The sequence below is a fragment of the Holdemania sp. 1001095H_141210_F2 genome (assembly GCF_015558105.1).
Classification (GTDB): Bacteria; Bacillota_I; Bacilli_A; order Erysipelotrichales; family Erysipelotrichaceae; genus Holdemania.
In genome coordinates, this window is the sequence record NZ_JADNPO010000040.1 from 1 (window position 1) to 21,456 (window position 21,456).

Here is a 21,456-nt window from a genome sequence, read left to right on the forward strand (position 1 = left end):
GAACCGGTATAACTATGGCAGAAACAACCCGAACAAGTACTTTGACCCAACCGGATTTAAGAGTATAGTCCCAATAGGCGGGGGAATTTATAATCCACCAAGTCAACCAAAGAAAAAACCAATCAGCAATGGAACAGTGAATCAACATACAAAGCCGCAGACGAAAGGAGGAGCGACAAACAAAGGCGGTGGCGGAAGTGCCAATAGCGGTTCAGGTGCAGGAAGAAATACGAGTAGTAGTTCAAGTAAAACCAATTCAAATAACGCTGCAGAAATAGCTCGACGAGCAGCAGAAGAAACGGCAAGAAGAATTGCGGAAGAGGCAAAAAGAGCAGCAGAGCTGATTAAAAAGCAAACAGAGGAAAAGCAATCTCAACTCGTTAAAGCAATGAAAAATATCGTTGAAAAGATGACGGTTGCGGTTAAAGATGTGGTGCTTAATAATTTGACCCATGAAACAGCGAACTTAAATAAAAAGTATCCTGAAGTCACAGGCACGTTGGAAGAACGGGTGAATGTAATATGTGGAAAACCAAAAGAAGAGAAAAAGGATACTGAGAACAAAGGTGACCTATTAAATACAATTAATAATGGGATCAAGAGTGCAGGTGTCGCTGTATCTGAAATATTCCAATCCTCTGAATTTTTGACCTTATCTCTATCCATTGTGTTAGATAAGACGATCGATAAATATTTGCCAATGAAAGGCATTTTAAACGCTATTTCTATCTTTGGTATTTCTGCAGGGCTAACTGAGAAAATACCGTTAAATGCTGGAGATGAAGGAAAACTAGCAGAAAAGATTCCATTGGATAAGGAATTAGAATACCTAGAGAAGTTGCCGGGGATCAGTATTAGAAAAGACCTAGTCATCGATCTTCCATTAAATATCAAAGGAAATCAGGATTATCTGGAAAAGATTAAAATCAGGAACGAGCAGACCTTTGTGGAAGAGATTCCTTGGGATGAAGTGATCGAGAATGCGTACAAGTCTGAAATCGGCAATATTGTTAAGGGAATACCAGGTGATTTTAAAGAAGTTTATAAGTGCAAGGAATATGCAAATTATCTAGAAAAATCCTTAAAGGAAGTTGGTATTGAAGGCGAACGAGTAATTATAAAAAGCAAAACGGGTTATATCTATTCTGATAAATATGGTGGAAACATTTCAACAAATGGCATTCATGAGGCTATTAAGGTAGGTAATAAAGTATATGATAATATGACTCCTGATGGTATGGATTATAACGCATGGCTTAACGATTTAGGAATAGATGATATTCCATGGGAATTTGAAATTGATTTTAAACTGATTAAATAAAATCGCAGTATTTAAGGAATTAGAGTCACTCATTAACTAAGAACATTTGTTAATGAGTGACTTATAGTTCTAATTATTGAATAAGAAAAAGAATATCTTAAGCAATGTGAAGATCAAATGTTATCAATAGTTGGAATTTTTGATTACGTCATTAATTTTAGGAGAAAAAGAATATGCACAAAATAGATGATTTACTTAAATGGATAGAATTACGACCTTGCATGTATATTGGTGAATATAAGTTTGAGAATTTATATCACTTTTTAAATGGTTTTTTATATGATAATCCTAATTTGCAAAAACCGGGTGCTTTTGAAAGCAAATTTAAATATGAATTCCACCAATGGGTTCGTAATTGGATAGAACAAAATATGAATATTGTTTTTAATGAAGAAAGAGATTATCATTATTATATAAAAAAAGTTTCTAGCACTGAAAAACAATGTTTTGATTTATTCTTTAAATTATGTAATATTTATTTCAAGGAACTAGATGGTATCAAAGCTAAGCAGAATCAAATAGATAATAATTATTGAATACTAGAATGTATATTATAAAACTATGTAAACTTAAATTACTTTGATTTTATTTTGGGAATATTAAGGATAAATTTGTTAAAATGTTTATTATCAATGGGTCTCTCCATTGATAAAATATAGGACCCTTAGCATGCTCATTGGTTCTTCCTTGAACTTGAGTAAAGGTACAAGAAGAAGGACGTGAAAAGTGTGATTTCAAGCTTTGTACGTCTTTTTTTGGTACAGCGTAAGCGTCAAATAAAACCCACACGTCAGGGTTCTTTTGCGTATAAGTTTTATTTGACGCTTACTTAACTACTGTCGAATTGCGGATTTGAAAATGATATTAACCTGAATAGAAAATAAGATCCGACTTCATATCCGAATGTGGTACTGGAAATTATGGAAGACGATCAAAGAACGAACGCCCCCTCTATTTCTTGGGTATGCCAAGATAACGATGTTGGCTATACGCCAACACACGAAAGGGATACTGCAGGACAGGGAGATGGCTAGGGAGATGGATAACGAACAAGGTACTCAAACAAAAAGGTCTACTCAGTTTAGTAGACCATTACACAAAAGTTCATTCATTTTAACAAATCATGTTGGTACTTTGAACCGCCGGACGCCGAACAGCATCTCCGGTGGTGTGGGAGGAGCTAAGCTAAGGAAGAATTGGCTTCCTTAGCTTCCTACCCGATCAACATCCAATGTTCAGAAAGAATCGGAGTATCACCCAATCTCTTGTGCTGCAACGCAATCTATAGCCTGATGTTAATGCTGTTTTTTATAGTTTACAATTGTTTCGAGATTATAAAGATAGAGCGTATCAGAGGTTTCCGCTTCCGCTATGATTTTTTTATCAAAACCGGATTCTGAAAACAAAGCATAGTAGAATTTTGTTTTTTCTTTTAGAGGCGTTAATTTGGCTAGGGTATCAAGGTATTCAGAATAATCAAAGGGGCTGTGTTTAAATTTAAATTCACCCACTAAATATTCTTTTCCACCGATGCCAATGCCAAGTAAATCAATTTCTGTTTCCGCCAGCCTTAAGCCGCTTTTTGCGTTTTTATCACGGACTGTAGTTTTTCCCATCCAACGTCCCATCTTGCTATAGCGGAATGGGAGGGCGTTTTCCTTCTGCAGTTCGCGTACGAATTCTTTGCATACATTCTCAAAAACTAACGAAGCAAATTCATGCAAGGCAGGATCAATCAAATATTCATAAACGCCGTCAACGTCGCCATCCTCAAGCTGTGATAAATTCGCAAAACCGAAAGTATACCAGAAACGGAAAAAATTATCGGTTAGTCGATAGAGTCCACGATGGGTATTGGCCCTTTCTTTCATTCCGATATCAACGGAAAATTCGTGTGCTACAATCCCAAGCTCAATCAGGTTTTTTAAATAGACGCTTGTTTTGGAAGTGTCCTCGATAAGTGACTTTTGACTGATGTCGTTTAGTCTTGTATTACCCAGAGCCACAGCTTCAATGATGGAGTTGTAGATAGGCGTTTCACGAAGTTCTTGATGAAGCAGAAAGTCTACCTCACTATACAGTACAGAACCTTTTGTAAGTATATTGCGCTTGATGTTCTCCGCTACTGATAGCTCAGGATCAAACTGGTTCAGATAGTGCGGGATACCGCCAAGTACAGCATAAGCCAGTAGTTTGTCTTTTTCTAAATAATTGGGGAAAAACGAGCTGCATCGTAAAATCCCATTTCATTCATTTTATAAATACCCGTAGCTCTGCCGTACAGCGGATTCTTTTCCGCCAGCAGTTCTTTTTCGATAAAACTCATCGCGCTGCCGCAGAGAATAATCATGACATTTCTCTCTTTCAGTTCTGCATCCCAAAGATTTTGCAGAATGGACGGAATACTTTTATTTTCTTTGCACATAGAGGGGAATTCATCGATTACGATCAATTTTTCTTTTCACCGTAGGGGAGTTCAAGGATTGCATGAAATGCCTTTTCCAAATCGGAAAACTCAGAGATATACTGCCTGGAAGGGATATCTTCCCTCAAAATTTGTTTTGAAAATTTCGCAAGCTGTATCTGATCCGTACTTTGCGTGCAGGAATAGAATATATGCGGTTTATGCTTGCAAAACTCCCGGAGTGTTTCAGTTTTTCCAATCCGTCTTTTTCCATATAAGACGATCAGCTGACTTTTCTTCTCAGCGTATTTATCTTGTAAAAATTTCAGCTCTTTTTCTCTGCCGATAAACATTCAATCACCTCCTTGAATTATACCAAATCGTGATTTGATATAATTGTAAACGCGAGCATTAAAAATCAAGGGAACTTTGCAGAAGCTCGTTGAGAAACTTATGGAAATCTGATTCGATTTTATTAGATTGAGGATGAAGAGGATCTCGAAGTATTCAACTGTTTTCGCACCAGCTCAATGAAATCCCGGGCATAATCCGGCAGGTACGCGCCCTTGCGGTAAGCCGCGGCATACTGGGTCAGCGTGCGCTGGCGGCCGACGGAGAAACACTGCGGCGCCGGCTGATACGCCTGCAGTTCGACCGCATGGATATCGCGGGTGAAAGAACAACCATAACCGGCCGCTGTCAGCGCCATCGACACGTCGATGTTCTGAATCTCCAGAATCACGTTGGGCGTGAAGGCGTAATCATGAAACAACCGGTCTGTGATCTGCCGCGTGCGCTGATCCTTTTTCTGCAGGATAAACGGCCGCTCTTTGACCCAGCCAAGATCCAGCCATGGGTAACGAGACCCCGGCCGCCGCTGAGCCTGACTGGCCAGCGGATCCTGCGGCGGCAGAAGCAGCACCAGCTCTTCAGTCCGGATCGTTTCCGTCACGATTTCCTTGCGGCGCGTCGGCAGCGAGAAAAACGCCAGATCCAGCTCGCCCCGGCACAAAGCCTCCTCCAGAAACGCCGGATCGTTTTCTTCAACAAGGATCTTCACGTGCGGATATTTGCGGGTGAATTCCGGCAGCACGTTGGGCAGCAGGGAAAAACTACGGAAGATCGACAAGCCGATCCGCAGCTGTCCCCGGTGCACCTGGACGATATCCTGCATTTCCGCGTCCAGCTGTTTTTTCAAAAGCAGTATTTCCTGCGCCCGTTCAATATACTTTTCACCGGCATACGTCGGAATCAACCGGTTGCCGGAACGGGTGAACAACGGCTGGCCCACGCTCGTTTCCAGGCGCTGCAGAAACCGCGTCAGCGCCGGCTGGGTCAGATATAACTCCTGAGCCGCCTTGGTAACACTCTGATGCCGTGCCAGCGCCAGCACATACGTTAATTCTTTGAAATCCATGAGGCACTCCTTTCCTTCTTCGATTATTACATGAAGTAATGGAAATCATAAAATGAATGAATTTGTGGAATCCTGATTTCCATTATACAATAAGAAGGTCGAAAAAAGGTTGAAAGAGGAGAAATCTATGGGGAAACCAGAAACACAAGAGGAAAAATATAAAACGATGACGGAGAAGCCCGTGTCCAGTCTAATCTGCCGACTGGCCGTGCCGACGATTATCAGCATGCTGGTAACGTCGTTTTACAACATGGCGGACACGTTCTTCGTCGCCCGGATCGGAACCAGCGCTACCGCGGCGGTCGGCGTATCGTTCGCGCTGATGGCGATCATCCAGGCCTTCGGCTTTTTCTGCGGCCACGGCTCGGGCAATTATATTTCACGCAAAATGGGGCAGCACCGCTTTGACGAAGCGCAGCAGATGGCGGCGACCGGCTTCTTCACGGCGCTGGCGCTGGGCACGGTGATCTTTTTACTGGGAGAAATCTTGATTGATCCTTTGTGCCGGATTCTGGGCGCGACGGAAACCATTCTGCCCTACGCCCGCCAGTATCTGCGCTTAATCCTGATCGGCGCGCCGTATATGACGGCTTCGCTGGTGCTCAACAATCAGCTGCGCTTCCAGGGCAGCGCGTTCTACGCGATGATCGGCATCGCCTCTGGGGCAGTGCTCAACATCGCTCTGGATCCGCTGTTCATCTTTGTCTTTGACATGGGAGTCAGCGGGGCTGCGCTGGCGACGATCATCAGCCAGTTCGTCGGCTTCGTGCTGCTGCTCAAGGGAACGACCCAGGGCGGCAACCTGCGCATCCGCCTGCGCAACGTTACGTTCTCCAAATACTACTATTCCCAGATCATCAACGGCGGCATGCCTTCGCTGTGCCGGCAGGGATTAGGCAGCGTGGCGACGATCTGTCTGAATTTGATGGCGGGGCCGTACGGCGACGCGGCGATCGCGGCGATGTCGGTCGTCGGCCGCGTGATGAATCTGGCAGCTTCAGTGGTAACCGGCTTCGGTCAGGGCTTCCAGCCGGTGTGCGGCTTCAACTACGGCGCCTTTCTGTATGACCGGGTCAAGGAAGGCTTCTGGTTCTGCGTGAAGGTCGCCACGGTGATCCTGATCATGTTGTCGGCGGCCGGCTATCTGCTGGCCCCGCAGGTGATTCAGCTGTTCTCCAAAAACGATCCGCAGGTGATCGCGATCGGCACCCAGGCGCTGCGCTGGCAATGCCTGACCTTTCCGCTGTGTGGGTGGATTACGATCTGCAACATGATGCTGCAGACGATCGGAAAATCCTTCCGCGCTTCGCTGCTGGCGATGTCGCGGCAGGGACTGTTCTTCATCCCGGCGGTGCTGCTCTTGCCAGCGCTGATCGGGATTCAGGGCGTGGAAATCGCCCAGCCGATCGCCGATGTGTGCAGCTTTGTGCTGGCGATTCCGCTGCAGCTCAGCGTGCTGCATGAAATGACGCTCAAACAACGGGAAGCAGCCTGTGCCCCGCTGGCGGCTGAAGGCTGATCGACGAAGCACGGCGCGTTTTTAAACGAAAGGGGAATTTATTTTATGGCGGTCGTGAAGAACCGGCTGTTATTGATGCTTTATCTGCTAGATAACAGCGATCAGCCGCTGCAGGCCAGACAGCTGGCGGCGATGGCCGGCGTCAGCGAACGCACGGTGAAAAATGATATGGCGGAGCTGCGCGAGCTGGCGCAGGCCAGCGGCGTTGAAATTCTGACCCGCAAAGGCAAGGGCTATCTGCTGCAGATTCTGGATCACGCGGTGTATGATCCAGTCCGCGAACAGCTTCAGATCCGCTTCAGCACGATGAACTACACTAAAAGTGAAATCGTCGGCCGTACTAATGACATCGTCCGCCGGCTGATCGTCGCGCCCCGCTACCTGACCTTCGATGCGATTTCCGACCAGCTGTTCTTGTCGCGGCGCACACTGCAGGCACAGCTGCGGGAAGTCCGCCAATGTCTGGCAGCCTTCGGTCTGACGCTGCAGTCCCGGCCGAAGTACGGCGTCAAGGTCACCGGCGAGGAATTTCAACGCCGGCTGTGCATGCTCGAGCTGTATGAGATCCATTATTATAAAGCGGTCTCATTTCTGAATTACGATGAATACGTGCAGTATTTTGACGTGGATGAAGAGGAACGCAACGAGATCCGGCATATTTTCCTGCGCGTGCTGCGGGAGAGCGGGATTGCGATCAGCGACACCTACACAAACCGCATCGCCTGGTATCTGGTGCTGGCGCGCAACCGCATCAAGGCCAGGTTTGCCGTGTCTATGGACGAAGCGAAGATGTCTTATCTGCGCTCCTTTGACGAGGCGCAGATCGCGATCAGGATCGTCGCTGCGCTTCAGGCTGCCTATCCGGGCTTTGAGCTGCCCGAGGAGGAGGTGCTGGCGATCGCGGTGATCCTGCTTTGCTGGAACGATCCGATCGATCATCCGCAGCTGCCCCAGCGATATCCCGGCTGTTATCAGCTGGCCTGCGAGCTGGCGGGGAAGATTGCGCAAGGCTTGAAAACAAGCTGGGGCGTGGATCTCGCCGCGCTGCCGGATTACGGCCGCGTGATGATCCCGGGCCTGATCCCGCTGTTGTTCTGCGATTCGCTCAACTTCCGTTATTCCATCCTCGGCTCACATGTCGACAACAACGGTATCCGTTATTCTCCTGTTTGCGAAGCACTGGCGGTCAGCGCCGCGCAGATTCTGGAAAGCCATCTGTCCGTGCCGATCACCGATATGGAGGTCAACATGCTTGCGGTGCGCTTTTTCACGCTGATCGACACCGTGCCTTATCCGTATAAGAAACGCCGTGTTCTGATCTGCAGCCGCAACGGCCGGATGGCCTCGGAGATTATCCGCAGCCGCCTGCTGCGGCGTTTTCGCAAGCGCTGGTTTGAAACGGTCGACATCTATGAATTTTATGAGGTGCGCGGACTCGATCAAAGTCAATATGACTGCCTGCTGCTGAACTTTCCATCTTATAGTTACCGCTATACCATTCCCTACATGGTGATCAACCAGATTCCGGAAGCCCGCGAATTCAATCAGTTTTTCAATACGGTGATCATGGACGGCTATCAGCTGCAGCCGCTGCTCGATCAATTCGGCTGGGATACCGCCAGTTTTTATCCGGAATTTGAATATGACGGCAAGGAAGCCTTCATCCATCTGATCAGCTACAAAAACGGCCGCGATTACTACGCCGTGCAGAAAATGGAGGAAGAGCTGACGCGGGTGCGCGATTTCCGCGTGGTGCACCAGACCGTGATCATCGTCCAAAGCCGCCAGTACACCCGCCGCAACAGCTTTGAGATCTACCGGTTAAGCAAACCGGGCGTGTGGGAAAAGAAAGAGATCCGCTATCTGATCTACATCACCGCCGATTTCGCCGCGGGTTTGCAAAGCTTACGGTTTCTCGATCAGGCCGCGCATCAGCTGGCGGTCGATCAGGAAAACATCGAGGCCCTGTTGAAAACCCGGGATTTAAGCCTGTTGATCAACGCGGTGAAGCGCTGTCTGCAGGCCGGCGGCGGGATGTTTGAAGTGTAAAAAATAAAAACGGCGCAAAAAATTACCTCTGACTAAGGGCAAATGATGAACATTGCCCTTTTTTTGTCCTGTTTTTCCATGAGGTAATTCATTCTGAAAGCGCTTATAATCCAGTTGTAAAGATAAACGCGCGCTTATCTTCTAAACGGAAATTCGAAGTCCGGCTCACTTTGGAATCCGTTGCCCTGCAGCTTTTGTGTCCGGGGGACAGGCCAGCCGATCTTTCCCGGATGAGAGGAGGAAGAGTATGATCAAAATGTTTCGGATCGACGAACGGCTGATTCACGGCCAGATCGCGATCAAATGGTCGCGGCACACCGGCGTCGATCACATCGTCGTCGGCAACGATGCCGCTGCCAACAGTCCGATTATCCAGAAAAGTTTGAAAATGGCCGCGCCCGCCGGCATCAAAACCGCGATCCGCAGCGTGGACGACGCGATCGCCCTGCTTCAGGATCCGCGTTGTGAAGCGATGAAAATCCTGATGCTGGTCAACAGCCCCGAGGACGCCGAGCGCGTCGTGGCGGCCGTCAGCGGCATCCCGTACATCAACATCGGCAACTACGGCCGGATTGCTCCGGAAAAACCGGGCATGCCGCGCAAGCGTTATGGCAACAACATCTATTGCGACCAGGTGGAAGTAGAGAGCTTCAAGCATCTGATCGCGACTGGCTTGAAATGTATCTATCAGACGACTCCGGAGGAGCCGGCCGAGGATATTACCAACCTGTTTAAATAAGAGGAGGAAAAAAGGATGATTCAAAGTGCGTTATTAGTCATGCTTGCATGGCTGATCGTCAACGGCGTCGACCGCGTGATGTCGTGGCAGACCTTCGCCCGTCCGATCGTGACGGCGGCGATTACCGGCCTGGTTTTAGGGGATTTGACAACTGGCGTAGTCATGGGGGCTTCGCTGGAAGCGATTTTCATGGGGATTTCCGCAATCGGCGGTTCAGTGCCGGCGGATGCGTGTTCGGCTTCGATTATCGCCGTGGCGATGACGATTCTGACCGGCGTTGATACGGAAACCGGTCTGGCGCTGGCGATGCCGATCGGCACGCTGATGGCGACCGTCGGGGAAATGTATAAACCGGTGCTGGCTTCCTTAGCGCCGTATTGGGAACATCTGGCGGGAACCGGCAACATGAAGAGCTTCCGCATTCAGACCATTTTGTGCGGTTTGTTCGTCGACCGTCTGCCGCAGACGATCATTCTGTTTCTGGCCGTCGCCTTTGGGGTCGAGGGCTTGCAGAGTGTGATCGGCAACCTGCCGGCATGGGTCATGAGCGGCCTGTCGGCGGCCTCGGGCATGATGACGGGCGTCGGCTTCGCCATTCTGACGTCGATGATCTGGGACAAGGAAATCGGCGGGTTCTTCTTCGTCGGCTTCGTTCTGTCGAAATATCTGGGCTTAGGCCAGCTGCCGATCGCGATCATCATGGCGGTCGTCGCAATCATGTACTTCTACAATGATAAAAAGCTGCTGGACGCCAAGACGGCCAACGCCGCCGCGGCCAGCGCGAACGGGAATAACGAGGAGGATTTCTTCTAATGGCGAAAATGGAATTGTCCGTACAGGAAAAGAAAACGCTGAAATCCATGTTCTGGAATTCCGGACTGGTGTTCTGCGGCTTCAATATGGTTAAGATGGAAGGCAACGCCTTCACCTGCACGATGGCTCCGGCGATCGAGGAGCTTTACAGCGATCCGGAAGAGCGCAAGCAGGCGCTGGTCCGGCATAATAACTTCTTCAACACTCACGCCGTGCTGTTCAGCTTCATCGCCGGTCTGGCCTACGCGCTGGAGCGGGAAAAGGTGACCAAGGGCAGCGTTGACGACGATACGATTGAAAACATCAAGGTCGCGCTGATGGGCCCGACCGCCGGGATCGGCGACGCGTTCTTCTTCAACTGCGTGCGCGTTATCGCCGCGGGCATCGGCATCGGCTTATGCGCCGAAGGTAATCTGTTAGGCGTGCTGATCTTCGTGCTGCTTTACGGCGGTTCGCAGGTCGTCGCGCGTTGGTATCTGTTGAAAATCGGCTATACGATGGGCACCTCGTTCATCGACTCGATCTTCTCCTCCGGTTTAATGACGTCGCTGACCAAATCAGCGGCTATCCTGGGCTTAAGCATGGTTGGCGCGATGGTCGCTTCGATGGTGAACGTCAAGCTGGCCTGGACGATTCAGGTCGGTCAGACCTCGGTCGTCGTCCTCGACGTCGTCAACTCGATTATGCCGGGGATCCTGTCGGTCGCGCTGGTCTTCGGTCTGGTCGCGTTAATTAAAAAGGGCGTACGTCCGGTGACGCTGGTTCTGGGAATTCTCGTTCTCAGCGTGGCGCTGGCGTTCTTCGGAATCTTCTAAGGAAAGAAGGAAGGGCTGCCAGCGCAGCCCTTTGTGTTTTCTTCTTCCGTTTTCATCAAAACTTAATAAAAAATAAATCATAATAAAGGAGAAATAATGAAAACCATCTTAAAAAGTGAACGCATTCTTTGGAACGGACAGTGGCAGTCCGGCGCGATGATCATTGAAGCAGGTAAGCTTACCGGCTTCACTCAGGATCCGCAGCTTCTGGCCGAAGCGGTGGACTACGGCAGTCAGCGGATTATCCCGGGCATCTTCGACACCCACAATCACGGCACGCACGGCTACGGCTTATCCGGACAGGTCAGCGCGGATCCGCAGGTGCAGAAACCGATCGTCCGGCATTATCTGAAGGCTTTGGGTTCCCAGGGCGTCACCAGCATTTTCCCAACCTGCGCGGTTTCCATGATCCGCAGCGTCAGCGAAGTGGCGGACGAGAACAACGAAGGCGCGGACATCGTCGGTATCCACAGCGAAGGTCCATGGCTGAACCGGGTCGGGGAAAAAGGGATCCGCACCGGCTGGCCGGAGGTATCGCTGGCCACGGCGAAACAGATGGTTGCCGACGGTCAGGGCAAATTGAAGCTGGTCGCGCTGGCTCCGGAAATCCCGGGCATCGATCCGATCATCGACTATTTCCTGTCCGAAGGCGTGACGCTGGCCTACGCTCACAGCGACTGCACGTATGACGAAGCGATGGCGGCGTATGCCCGGGGCCTCAGCGTCGCGACGCATACCGGCAACGTCATGACCGGACTGCATCATCGCGATATCGGCGGTCTGGGCGCTGCTTTAAATAATGAAAACGTCGAGTGCGAAGTCATCTGCGACGGGCTGCATATCAGTCTGGAAATGCTGAAGCTGTACTTCAAGCTGAAGGATCCGTCGCGGTTTATGATGATCTCCGATTGTTCCGGCATGGCCGGAGCGCCGGTCGGCCAATATAAGGGCTGGCATCCGGGCATGATCATTTCGATTACGCCGGAAGGCTTCTGTCTGAGTGATACCGGCCGCCTGTGCGGCAGCTCCAAGCCGGTGCTTTACGGCATCGGCAACCTGGTGGAAAAGCTGGGCATGCCGATGAGCACAGTCAGCCGCATGGCGTCGCTCAACCCGGCGAAGAAGTATGGACTGGCAGACCGCAAGGGTTCGCTGGAGGTTGGCAAGGACGCTGACTGCGTCGTCATCACCGACGATTACCAGACGGTGGCCACGTATGTGCGCGGCCGCAAGGTGTATGACTGCCAGACCGATACCGATCTGTTTAACCCGGAATTCTACCGCGAGATGCGGATTGAGGAAAACGCATGAGAACCGTACTGCGCTCGCGCCGGATCGTCACGGAGCAGGGCATCGTTGACGGTGTCATCGAGATTGAAGACGGTAAGATTGTGCGGATCGGCCCAGCGGCGGGGCCGGCAGATTTTGATTTTGAAGATCAGCGGATCATCCCGGGCATCATTGACATTCATAACCACGGCTTCGGCGGCTGGTCGATGACCGATCCGGCGAAGGAGAAAGACGTGAAGGGGTTTGCCAAAGCCGTGGCGTCGGTCGGAGTGACCGGCGTGTTGCCGACCGCCAAGGAAGAAGCATTTGAGGCCATCGCCGACTGTACCGGAGAGCCGCTGGACGGCGCGCGGATTTACGGCGTGCATTCCGAAGGTCCGTTCTGGGCGCGCGGCGGCGAGAATACGGTCGGCGAGGATTACCCGCTGCCGGACGTCGTGGAAGCCCGGCGCTTGATCGACAAGGCCAAAGGAAAGATGGTCATGATGGCGATCGCGCCGGAGCTGCCAAAGGCCTACGACGTCATCCGCCTGCTTCATCAAAAGGGAATTAAAGTCGCGTCCGCGCACACGAAAGCCTATGCCGAGGATATCCGCAAAGCGATGGATGAGGTCGGTTTGGATATCGTCACGCACCTGTGCAACGGGATGCGCGGGATCCATCACCGCAACGTCGGGGCGCTGGGCCAGTATCTGCTGGAAGACAATCTGCGCTACGAACTGATCACCGACCTGAATCATGTCTGCAAGGAAATGATCCAGATCTGCCTGCGGATGCAGCCGGTCGAGAAGTTCTGCCTGATTTCGGATTCCAATTATATCGCCGGTTTGCCGACGGGACATTACATGCGCTACAACAAAGAGATGATCGCCGATGAAAAGGGGCTGATTCTCGATCTGCACGGCCGGATCTGCGGCAGCGGCAAGTGGGTGCTGTATAATATCGGACAGCTGGTCAACATCGTCGGCGTATCGCTGGAGGACGCGGTGCAGATGGCGTCGCTCAATCCCGCCCGCTTCTTGGGGCTTGATCCGGTCACAGGCTCGCTGGCGGAGGGCAAAAACGCCGATCTGGCGGTCATCAGCGACGATTATGAATGCGTGCTGACGATGGTCGAAGGGCGAATTGTTTATGACCGCGCAAAGGACACTTCGGTGTTCAATCCGGAAGCGATGAAGCGCAAGATCGCTTAATTGAGGATGGCGTGCGATGAAACGTTGTCTTGTGAAGGCTGACGATTACGGATTTACCGAAGCGATCAGTCTGGGAATTTTAAAAGCGTACCGCGAAGGGATTGTGCGCAGCACCGGCGTGATGATCAACATGCCGGCCGCGCCGGCCGCCCTGGGCTGGCTGCGCGAAGCCGAGGGCTTATGCCTGGGGCTGCATATCAACATCGTCGTCGGAAAACCGACTGCCGATCCGGCATTGATTCCGGATCTGATCGACGAGCAGGGCAATTTCCACAGCTCTAAAATGTACCGGGCAGAACTGGCCGCGGGCCGGGATCCGATTCCTGATCTGGATCAGGCGGTGGCGGAGGTGGACGGGCAGATCCGCAGGTTTATCACGCTGACGGGCCGACGTCCGGAATATCTGGAAGGGCACGCGGTTCGTTCGCCGCATCTATTGGAAGCGATGGCGCTGTTGGCAAAGCGGTATGATCTGCCGCATGTGTCTTATCTGGAAAACCGCGACCATAAACTGACAGAACGGCCGCAGCGGGCCGCTTCAATCTATCCGTTTTATGATCAGGGAGTGGAGCCGGCGGCGTATTTTACCGAAGATCTCGGCGGGATCGCGGAGCTGCCGCTGTCGCTGGTGACGCTGCATCCCGGCTATCTCGACCGGGAAATTTACCGGCTGTCCTCGTTTACCGACGTGCGGATCAACGATCTGGAAGCGGCGATGGCCCCGGAAGTGAAGGCCTGGTTTGCAGAAAAGAACATCGCGCTGATCTCTTTCCGCGACATCACCCAATATTAAGAAGAAAACGGCTTCGCAGGGAGCCGTTTTTTCACATGAGCGGACACATGGAGAAATTCTGCGGCCGCACTTTTATTCTTGCGGATGAAGAAGCGCTGTCGGCTTTGAAATTCATGACAACCGACGTTTTGAAGCGCTGTCTTTATTCCTCAAAGAGCGCGGCTATTTCAGGCCGGACTTGCTTTTGATCCATTCCGTCGCCGGCCAATTCATCCAAAGAGACATGCAGCGCGTTGGCGATGTTTTTGATTTTCGCGTGGGCGAGCTTGGTGCGGGCGTTTTCCGCGTTGCTGAGATGCTGGATGGAAAGACCTGCGGCTTCGGCCAGCTGTTCCTGAGTCATCCGGCGGTACTTGCGCAGGATTCGGATACGCCGGCCTAAAACAACATAATTGACGTCATTCATAACTATTCACTTCCTTCGTGATTATTGTAGCGGGAATTGAACAAAAAGGTAATAAACTGGATGAATAAATAATGATTTTCCATTCGATTTTTTCTTCTTTTTCATATTTTTATGTTACTTTTTTTAAACGTTACAATCTGCGCTTAAATACGACTATAAAAAGAGAGTACATGTTCATTTTAAACAACGATGTAATTTTAATAATGCAATAATAAACGGTTGAATTAATCTTGAAATTACTTGTATATAAATGAAGGTAAAAATTATATGAATTAATTCTTCGTTTCTGCTTTCGGTGAGATTGAGGTGATGGTTTCTGATGAAAGAAGAAATTGTACGATTAATTAGATAAAAAGGAAGTAAGAAAAAAGGAAGAATAAAGGAAGGGTTTTTATACAAAAAAAGCCCGCTGGATAAGAAGCGGGCTGAACGGGCGATTTAAAACAACTGGAAGGTGTCGGATGCGTGGAACTGCAGGGCGGCAGTCCGGCCGTTCAGGTCTGCTTTGTCCTGCTTCAGCTGACAGACAAGGGAATACAACGAGCTGAGTCCGATCAGCTGCCGGAACAGATCGTTGTCAAATTCCTCACTGCCAAACCCCGCGTAGACCGCTTCCTTCATCCAGGCATAGGCGGTCAGCTGGAAAAGTGTGACGGGAATCACCTGATTTTTGCAATACAGCGTCAGCTGTTCGTCGACGATCAATTCAGAAAAGGCGTTTTCCGCGCAGATTTCCGGCAGAAAGAACCGGAACAGCTCGGCCAGGGAGGGGTCGTTGAGATCTTTACTCAGGATTTGTCCATAGCGTCCCAGCTTCTCAGCCGTGTCGCAGGCCTGAAACAGCCGCATCGCTTTGATCGTCGCTTCTGTAATCTGTTCCTTGGTATACGGGAAAACGGCGGCCTGCTTGGGGTCCTGTTCCAGAATAAAGATTTGCTTGCGGGAAACGAACTGCGTATTGTCCCACTTTTCCACAATCCGGGCCAGCGCTTCGCTTAAAAACCGGCAGACAACGTCGTTGACGCGGCATTCCGCCGTGACGCTGCCGTCGGCCTGACGCGCGCCATAGATCTTGATGAACGTGATCTTCCGACTGCCGAGCACTCTTGGCAGCTCACTTTTCAACGCGTTCCAGAAATCCAGCCGGTGATCGCCGGACAACGGCTGGCCCATGCCGACGATTTCACTCTGGATGCAGTTCCATTTCCGCTCTTTCCCGCCGAACTCGCTGGTCAGCTGCAGGACGGATTCTCCCCGCATCAGGGTGATCACCGCCGCCATCATGCCGAATAAAAAGCTGGCGGCCGCCGCGCCGATCGCCTGATCCGGATCCTGTCCCGCCCCCGCGCAGCATTCCACGACCGGTTCGTCAAACCGCGGGCATTCGATCGTAAACGTACAGACGGTCATGACCCGCTCGTCCAGGGCATCGACGCGGGCGGATACCCGCAGGTTCCAGCGTTCAAATACGAGCTGTCCGTTCTGGATCTCGTTGTGCTCCATCGTTCCGCAGACAGTGCTCAGCTGCTGAAGCAGCCGTGCGTTTTCTCTTTCAAATGATTGATTTTTCATGAATTCACTCCTCAACCTTTTTATTGTAGCGCCCCAACCGGAATTTCCGCAAGGAAAAACCGGGTTTTCTTGAAGTCGGCGGGAATTATTTTTATAATGAAGAAAAAGAGTGAGCGGAGCGGATCCACGACAGGAAAGGATCCGCAGGGTGATCCCTGGAAAGAAGACAGCGGGATCAAGCGCAAAGGAGGAGCGGGATGGAAAAGACGTGGTGGAAGGAAGCGGTCGGCTATCAGATCCTGCCGAAGACGTTTTATGACAGTAATCATGATGGAATCGGCGATCTGCGCGGCATCATCGCCAAGCTGGATTATTTCAAGGCGCTGGGCGTGACGCTGTTGTGGATCGGTCCGTTTTACCCGTCGCCGATGGATGATAACGGCTATGACGTCAGCGATTTTCTGGACGTCAATCCGATGTTCGGAACCCTGGCGGATGTGCGGGAGCTGATCGCTCAGGCACACCGGCGGGGTCTGCGGATTATTCTGGATCTGATTTTAAACCACACCTCGGACGAACATCCGTGGTTTATCGAGGCCCGCGCGCATCCGGACAGCCCGGAACATGCTTTCTATATCTGGAAAGAGCCGCGCTATGACGCCGCAGGCCGTCCTCAGCCGCCGACCAACTGGGCGAGTTTCTTCGCTGATTCCGCCTGGGCCTATGACGAGCAGGCAGGCCAGTATTACATGAAGATCTTTTCACGGAAAATGCCGGATCTGAACTGGGCGAATCCGATTCTGCGGCAGCGCATGGAGGCGGTCGCGCGGCAATGGCTGGATATGGGAATCGACGGTTTCCGCGTCGATGCGGTGGCGCATTTAGCCCGCGATCCTGAATTTCAGGACAGCGAACTGCCGGTGAACGCGCAGGGGCTGGCTGCGGACTGGTCGAAGTTCTCCAATCTGCCGGCGTTGTTCGATTACCTGCGAGAGTTCAAGCAGACGGTTTTGGCGGGCCGGGACTGTCTGACGATCGGCGAGGTCGGCGGCGGCGCGAGTCCGCAGATGGCGCTGAATTACGCAGACAAGGAAACCGGAGCCTTCAACATGGTGTTTACGTTTGATCACTGCTGGTGCAACGGTTTGGAAGGCAAGGAAATCATCACCGAGGCGGACCGGCATGTCGACGTCCGCCAGCTGAAACAGGTGTTCGCGCGCTGGTACGACGGGTTGGGCGAACGGGCCTGGCCGGCGATTTACTGGATGAATCACGATCTGCCGCGGGTGGTCAGCCAATACGGCGATCCGATCCGCTATCACCGTGAGTCGGCTTCGATGCTGGAAGCGGCGCTGTTATTGATGAAGGGGACGCCGTTTCTTTACAATGGCGAGGAGATCGGCATGACCAACGTCGATTATTCAAGTCTGGAGGATTTCCACGACGTATGGGTCGCCAATTACGTAAAAGAAGCCCGCTCCCGGTTGAGCGAGGAACAGATCCTGGAATATGAACGGCGAACCTCGCGGGTCAACGCGCGCACGCCGATGCAGTGGAGCGCGGAGACGTATGCCGGGTTTTCCACGGTCGAACCGGCGGAGAAAGTGATCGGCAATTATCGGGAAATCAACGTTGCCGCCCAGCAGGCCGATCCCTATTCCGTGCTGAATCTGACGCGGCGGTTAATCCAGCTGCGCTTAAGCGAGGTGGGCAAGCAGCTGTTTGTGTACGGCGGGTTTGAGTTCGTCGAGCCGGAGCATCCGGATTTGTTTATGTACCGCCGGTTCACCGCCACGGAAGAAGCCTGGGTTGTGTGCAACTTCCGCGGGGAAACGATTCCGTTTTCCTTGCCTGAGGAGCGGGGCGAATGTGTCTTTGATAATTATTCCGATCCCGGTTTTGCCGGGGCGCTGCGGCCGTATGAAGCGCGGGTCTGGCTGCGGCGGGAGGATTCCTGATGAACATGCTGGAATTAACCGCAATCTCCAAGCAGTATCCCGGCGGCGTGCAGGCGGTAGATCAGTTCAGCCTGACGCTGAAAGAGGGGGAGCTGGGCGTGCTGGTCGGACCTTCCGGCTGCGGGAAAACGACGACGCTGCGGATGATCGCGGGGCTGGAAACGCCCGATGAGGGAACAATCCGGATCCGGGGGCAGGCGGTTGACGGACAGCGGCCGCAGGATCGGGATGTGGCGATGATGTTTCAATCCAGCGCGCTGTTTCCGTGGCTGAGCGTCGCGGAGAACCTGGCGTTCGGTCTGGCGAAGAAGAACCTTGACCGCCGCGCTCACCGCTCGCAGATCGAAGCGATCGCCCGGCAGCTGCAGCTGGAAGATTTGCTTGAGCGCAAGGCCCGCACCCTTTCCGGCGGCCAGCGGCAGCGGGTTGCGCTGGGACGGGCGCTGCTTAAGGAAGCGGCGGTGCTGTTGATGGATGAGCCGCTCAGCTCGCTGGATCGGCAGCTGCGCTTACAGCTGCAGGATGAAATTCTGCGGTTATGCCGGCAGCGCGGACAGACGGCGCTGATGGTGACGCATGATCAAAGTGAGGCGCTGAACCTCGCGGACCGGCTGGTCGTGATGAATCAGGGCCGGATCGAACAGAACGATATCCCACAGCGGATCGTCACCCAGCCCGCCACGCTGTTTGCGGCGCAGTTTATCGGCGAACGTCCGATCAATCTGTGGACAGTCCGCATCGCTGCTCCTCAATCGTTCTTTCAGCCTTCGCGGATAGTCTGGCCGGCCGGCGCGGACACTGTGGTGATCGGCGTGCGTCCTCAACAGCTGCGGGCCAGAATGATCGGCCCAGCTTCGCAGCCTGAGGCAGAAGCGGCGCTGAGAGGCGAAGCGGTGATCGAACAATTTCACTGGATTGGGGCGCAGTGTTTTGGTTCGGGCAGTCTGGGCGGAAGGCTGGTGGAATTCAGTCTGCCGGAAGGCGCGAACAGTCAGATCGGCGACCGGGTCATTCTGAGCGCTGCGGCGTCCGCACTGCACTTTTTCGATCCGGAAACCGGCCGGCGGTTATCTCACGCTGCCATTCCCTTTTCAAAGTGAAGAAAGATTTGATCTAAGTGAAACGGAAAGATGAAAAAACGAGCGCTCCCTCCAAGGGAGAAGGCTCGTTTTTTAACGTGGACAGGCTGCGGCGCTCAGGCTTTTAAATGGTAGCGCAGCGATGCGGGATTCTGTTCGATCAGGTCCTGTTCCAGCAGCGCCTGCAAAAGATTTTCAGTCTGCGTCTTCGTCAGTCTGAGCTGTGATTCAATCTGATCCGGGGCAACCTCAATTTCCGTTGTGATCAGATCCAGCACACGCTGCTGCAAGGTCTGACGTTTTTGAACTTTGCGGGAAACCGGCAGCCGGAACAATACTTCGCGGCGCTGCGGTTTATCGGTCAGCTCCGGAGCTGACCAGCCTTTCTGCTTCCAGATCGCTTCAATCCGCAAAAGCCCGGTGCCCCGTCCGTCCGCCGCTTTGATCAGATGGAACATCTGGTAGAGAACGGGGTTGGCCGGCATGGATGGACGTCTCAGCTGGCCGCGGTTGACGACCTGAATCTCTTGGGAATCGGCGCGGATTTCAATCTGCGGATGATCCTGATAGTCGGCGTGCGCCAGCGCGTTGACTAACGCCTCGTTGATCGCCCAGGCGATGTCTTTGGGGTGCTGGCTTTGTAATTGCCGGCGGGCGGAGAAATAGAAGTCGCAGGCGTTGTCTTCCTGCCGGCGGGTTTCCAGCAGGTTGTTCAGCTGTAAGCCGGGGAAGGCGCGGGCCAGAGCTTCTTGCCTGCCGAACATCAACAAGCCGGCCCAGGTTGGATGCAGACTGCCGTCCATCGCGAAATAAACCGCGTTGACCTGAAGCAGGAAGCTTAACTCGCAGATGGCATTCCATGGAGAATGGGGATGCACCTGCCGGTAGCGCTGCCGGTAAGCTTGAATGGAGGACGGCTTGAAATCGTCCAGCACGGCGGAAACGACCGGCGCTCCGTCGGGCAGTTCCCGAAATCGGTTTTCCATCATGATCTGAACCTCGCTGATCTGGCACCGGTAATCTCCTTCCCCACCTCGCCGATAGGTTCCGGAAAAGGGCGAGGAGCCCAGAAACACCGGTTTCTGGCAAGCCAGCGCCCGCGGAATTTCAATCAGTACGATCGGGTGGTCCTGCGCTGTGACAATCTGGACCTGTTCCCTCAAAAGCAGGTTGACGCTGACCAGCTCGGGATTGGCGACGATATGCCAGAATTGCTCGGCCAGCTTCTGCGGATCGGCCAGCGGCACGGACTGAAAATATTTTTCCGGCGTTTCGATCACACCCAAAAGCAGCGCTCCGCCGACCGTGTTGGCGAAGGCTGAATATGTTTCCCACAGACTGTGCGGCAAGCCGCCCTGGGCCCGTTTCGCTTCCAGCCGATTGTTTTCCCGATACCGGGCCAGCTGTGCCAGTTCAATCATGAACGATCCCGCCTTTCTGTCTTTACAGTAGTCTATTCCCGACGGGATTTCCAGTATTCCTGATCATTTTGTTAAAAAAGATCGACCCCTTCCCAAAGCAAAGCTGCGGACAAGCACGCTGGCAAAACGCGGAGCATCATTGACGCAGAAAAAAAGGGGCGGCTTCAGCGGAGGCGCACCGATGAATCCTTGAAACATACTGGTTGATTCTAGTTGATTCTATTAGAAAACGACGAATTCGAAGCTCGCTGTTAAGCACAGCGTCAGGCGAAAATCAACAGAGGAGCTTGAAGGGAGAAGCGCTTTATGATAGAAGCACTTTAAAACAGAATAAAGAATAAAAAAAACCAGCGGCTCAGGCTGGAATTTGAAACGAATTTTGCAAGGCGCTGACGGATTAATCAGAGTCAGAATCAGGAATGAATTCCACGATATCCTGAAGCTGACAATCAAGTGCTTTGCACAGATCGTCCAGGGAGGTTGTTTTAACGACGGCATTCTTCTTCATCCGGTTGAGCAGTGATTTGGGAATACCGTAATCCAGGGTCAGTCGATAACAGCTTAACCCCCGTTTCTTCATGGTTTTCCAAAGGTTGTCATAAACAATCATCAGCCAGAAACCTCCTTTGTTCCTTTGCATTTTAGCGTGAAAGCGGTATAATTTATAGGTATAATACAAGACACCTAAAACTAGTCTGATCCGGCGGTGCAGGAAGGATTCAATCTC

20 protein-coding genes are annotated in these 21,456 nt (G+C 52.1%); 12 read left to right on the forward strand and 8 right to left on the reverse strand.

The features are described from left to right. Both I2G61_RS15235 and I2G61_RS15240 read left to right on the forward strand, forming a co-directional pair. Positions 1-1,321, forward strand: a 1,321-nt coding sequence (locus I2G61_RS15235) for a papain fold toxin domain-containing protein (RefSeq protein ID WP_195548427.1), incomplete at its 5' end; no start/stop codon positions are given. 173 nt (positions 1,322-1,494) lie between these two features. Further along, a complete protein-coding gene (locus I2G61_RS15240) occupies positions 1,495-1,857 on the forward strand; it encodes a hypothetical protein (protein ID WP_072685614.1) in 363 nt (120 codons plus the stop codon). A gap of 759 nt (positions 1,858-2,616) precedes the next feature. Here the strand turns inward: I2G61_RS15240 and I2G61_RS16575 are convergent. The 4 genes from I2G61_RS16575 to I2G61_RS15250 all read right to left on the reverse strand — a co-directional run bounded on the left by I2G61_RS16575 (position 2,617) and on the right by I2G61_RS15250 (position 5,142). Beyond that, positions 2,617-3,327: a DUF234 domain-containing protein gene (locus I2G61_RS16575; RefSeq protein ID WP_200798817.1), complete on the reverse strand. Its 711-nt coding sequence runs from the start codon at positions 3,325-3,327 to the stop codon at positions 2,617-2,619. A gap of 197 nt (positions 3,328-3,524) precedes the next feature. Then, positions 3,525-3,773: an ATP-binding protein gene (locus I2G61_RS16580; RefSeq protein ID WP_229056912.1), complete on the reverse strand. Its 249-nt coding sequence runs from the start codon at positions 3,771-3,773 to the stop codon at positions 3,525-3,527. Further along, on the reverse strand, positions 3,770-4,078 hold the full coding sequence (locus I2G61_RS16585) for an ATP-binding protein (protein ID WP_200798819.1): 309 nt from the start codon (positions 4,076-4,078) through the stop codon (positions 3,770-3,772). The genes I2G61_RS16580 and I2G61_RS16585 overlap by 4 nt, the downstream gene beginning before the upstream one ends. A 122-nt stretch (positions 4,079-4,200) precedes the next feature. After that, a complete protein-coding gene (locus I2G61_RS15250) occupies positions 4,201-5,142 on the reverse strand; it encodes a LysR family transcriptional regulator (protein ID WP_072685615.1) in 942 nt (313 codons plus the stop codon). Positions 5,143-5,269: 127 nt separating this feature from the next. Here I2G61_RS15250 and I2G61_RS15255 point away from each other — a divergent pair, with 127 nt between their 5' ends. The 8 genes from I2G61_RS15255 to I2G61_RS15290 all read left to right on the forward strand — a co-directional run bounded on the left by I2G61_RS15255 (position 5,270) and on the right by I2G61_RS15290 (position 14,353). Beyond that, the gene (locus tag I2G61_RS15255) at positions 5,270-6,661 is read left to right on the forward strand and encodes an MATE family efflux transporter (RefSeq protein WP_072685616.1); all 1,392 of its coding nucleotides are present in this window, start codon (positions 5,270-5,272) and stop codon (positions 6,659-6,661) included. Positions 6,662-6,706: 45 nt separating this feature from the next. Next, positions 6,707-8,710, forward strand: a complete 2,004-nt coding sequence (locus I2G61_RS15260; protein WP_195548428.1) for an HTH domain-containing protein — start codon at positions 6,707-6,709, stop codon at positions 8,708-8,710. A 247-nt stretch (positions 8,711-8,957) separates the two neighbouring features. Further along, entirely contained in the window at positions 8,958-9,449 is a 492-nt protein-coding gene (locus tag I2G61_RS15265) for a PTS sugar transporter subunit IIB (RefSeq protein WP_072685618.1), read from the forward strand. Between the two features lie 15 nt (positions 9,450-9,464). Further along, on the forward strand, positions 9,465-10,262 hold the full coding sequence (locus tag I2G61_RS15270; protein ID WP_072685619.1) for a PTS sugar transporter subunit IIC: 798 nt from the start codon (positions 9,465-9,467) through the stop codon (positions 10,260-10,262). Then, positions 10,262-11,077 (forward strand): PTS system mannose/fructose/sorbose family transporter subunit IID, encoded by an 816-nt coding sequence (locus tag I2G61_RS15275; RefSeq protein WP_195548429.1) that lies wholly within the window; start codon positions 10,262-10,264, stop codon positions 11,075-11,077. The genes I2G61_RS15270 and I2G61_RS15275 overlap by 1 nt, the downstream gene beginning before the upstream one ends. 96 nt (positions 11,078-11,173) lie before the next feature. Further along, positions 11,174-12,388, forward strand: a complete 1,215-nt coding sequence (locus I2G61_RS15280; RefSeq protein WP_195548430.1) for an N-acetylglucosamine-6-phosphate deacetylase — start codon at positions 11,174-11,176, stop codon at positions 12,386-12,388. Further along, positions 12,385-13,560 (forward strand): N-acetylglucosamine-6-phosphate deacetylase, encoded by a 1,176-nt coding sequence (locus I2G61_RS15285; RefSeq protein WP_195548431.1) that lies wholly within the window; start codon positions 12,385-12,387, stop codon positions 13,558-13,560. The genes I2G61_RS15280 and I2G61_RS15285 overlap by 4 nt, the downstream gene beginning before the upstream one ends. Before the next feature lie 16 nt (positions 13,561-13,576). Then, positions 13,577-14,353 carry a ChbG/HpnK family deacetylase gene (locus I2G61_RS15290; RefSeq protein WP_195397565.1) on the forward strand — a complete coding sequence of 259 codons (777 nt, stop codon included), beginning with the start codon at positions 13,577-13,579 and terminating at the stop codon, positions 14,351-14,353. A gap of 142 nt (positions 14,354-14,495) precedes the next feature. Here the strand turns inward: I2G61_RS15290 and I2G61_RS15295 are convergent, their stop codons facing one another. Both I2G61_RS15295 and I2G61_RS15300 read right to left on the reverse strand, forming a co-directional pair. Continuing rightward, positions 14,496-14,759, reverse strand: a complete 264-nt coding sequence (locus I2G61_RS15295) for a helix-turn-helix domain-containing protein (RefSeq protein ID WP_072685623.1) — start codon at positions 14,757-14,759, stop codon at positions 14,496-14,498. A gap of 438 nt (positions 14,760-15,197) precedes the next feature. Further along, positions 15,198-16,331 (reverse strand): DUF6348 family protein, encoded by a 1,134-nt coding sequence (locus I2G61_RS15300; protein ID WP_072685624.1) that lies wholly within the window; start codon positions 16,329-16,331, stop codon positions 15,198-15,200. Between the two features lie 197 nt (positions 16,332-16,528). Between I2G61_RS15300 and I2G61_RS15305 the strand changes: the two genes are divergently transcribed. After that, positions 16,529-18,229 carry an alpha-glucosidase gene (locus I2G61_RS15305; RefSeq protein WP_072685625.1) on the forward strand — a complete coding sequence of 567 codons (1,701 nt, stop codon included), beginning with the start codon at positions 16,529-16,531 and terminating at the stop codon, positions 18,227-18,229. Beyond that, positions 18,229-19,329, forward strand: coding sequence for an ABC transporter ATP-binding protein (locus tag I2G61_RS15310; RefSeq protein ID WP_195397562.1), 1,101 nt, complete (start codon positions 18,229-18,231; stop codon positions 19,327-19,329). The genes I2G61_RS15305 and I2G61_RS15310 overlap by 1 nt, the downstream gene beginning before the upstream one ends. Before the next feature lie 95 nt (positions 19,330-19,424). Here the strand turns inward: I2G61_RS15310 and I2G61_RS15315 are convergent, their stop codons facing one another. Further along, positions 19,425-20,729: an RNA-binding domain-containing protein gene (locus tag I2G61_RS15315; RefSeq protein ID WP_195548432.1), complete on the reverse strand. Its 1,305-nt coding sequence runs from the start codon at positions 20,727-20,729 to the stop codon at positions 19,425-19,427. Between the two features lie 397 nt (positions 20,730-21,126). Further along, on the reverse strand, positions 21,127-21,339 hold the full coding sequence (locus I2G61_RS15320) for a helix-turn-helix transcriptional regulator (protein WP_072685628.1): 213 nt from the start codon (positions 21,337-21,339) through the stop codon (positions 21,127-21,129). Positions 21,340-21,456 lie beyond the last annotated feature (117 nt).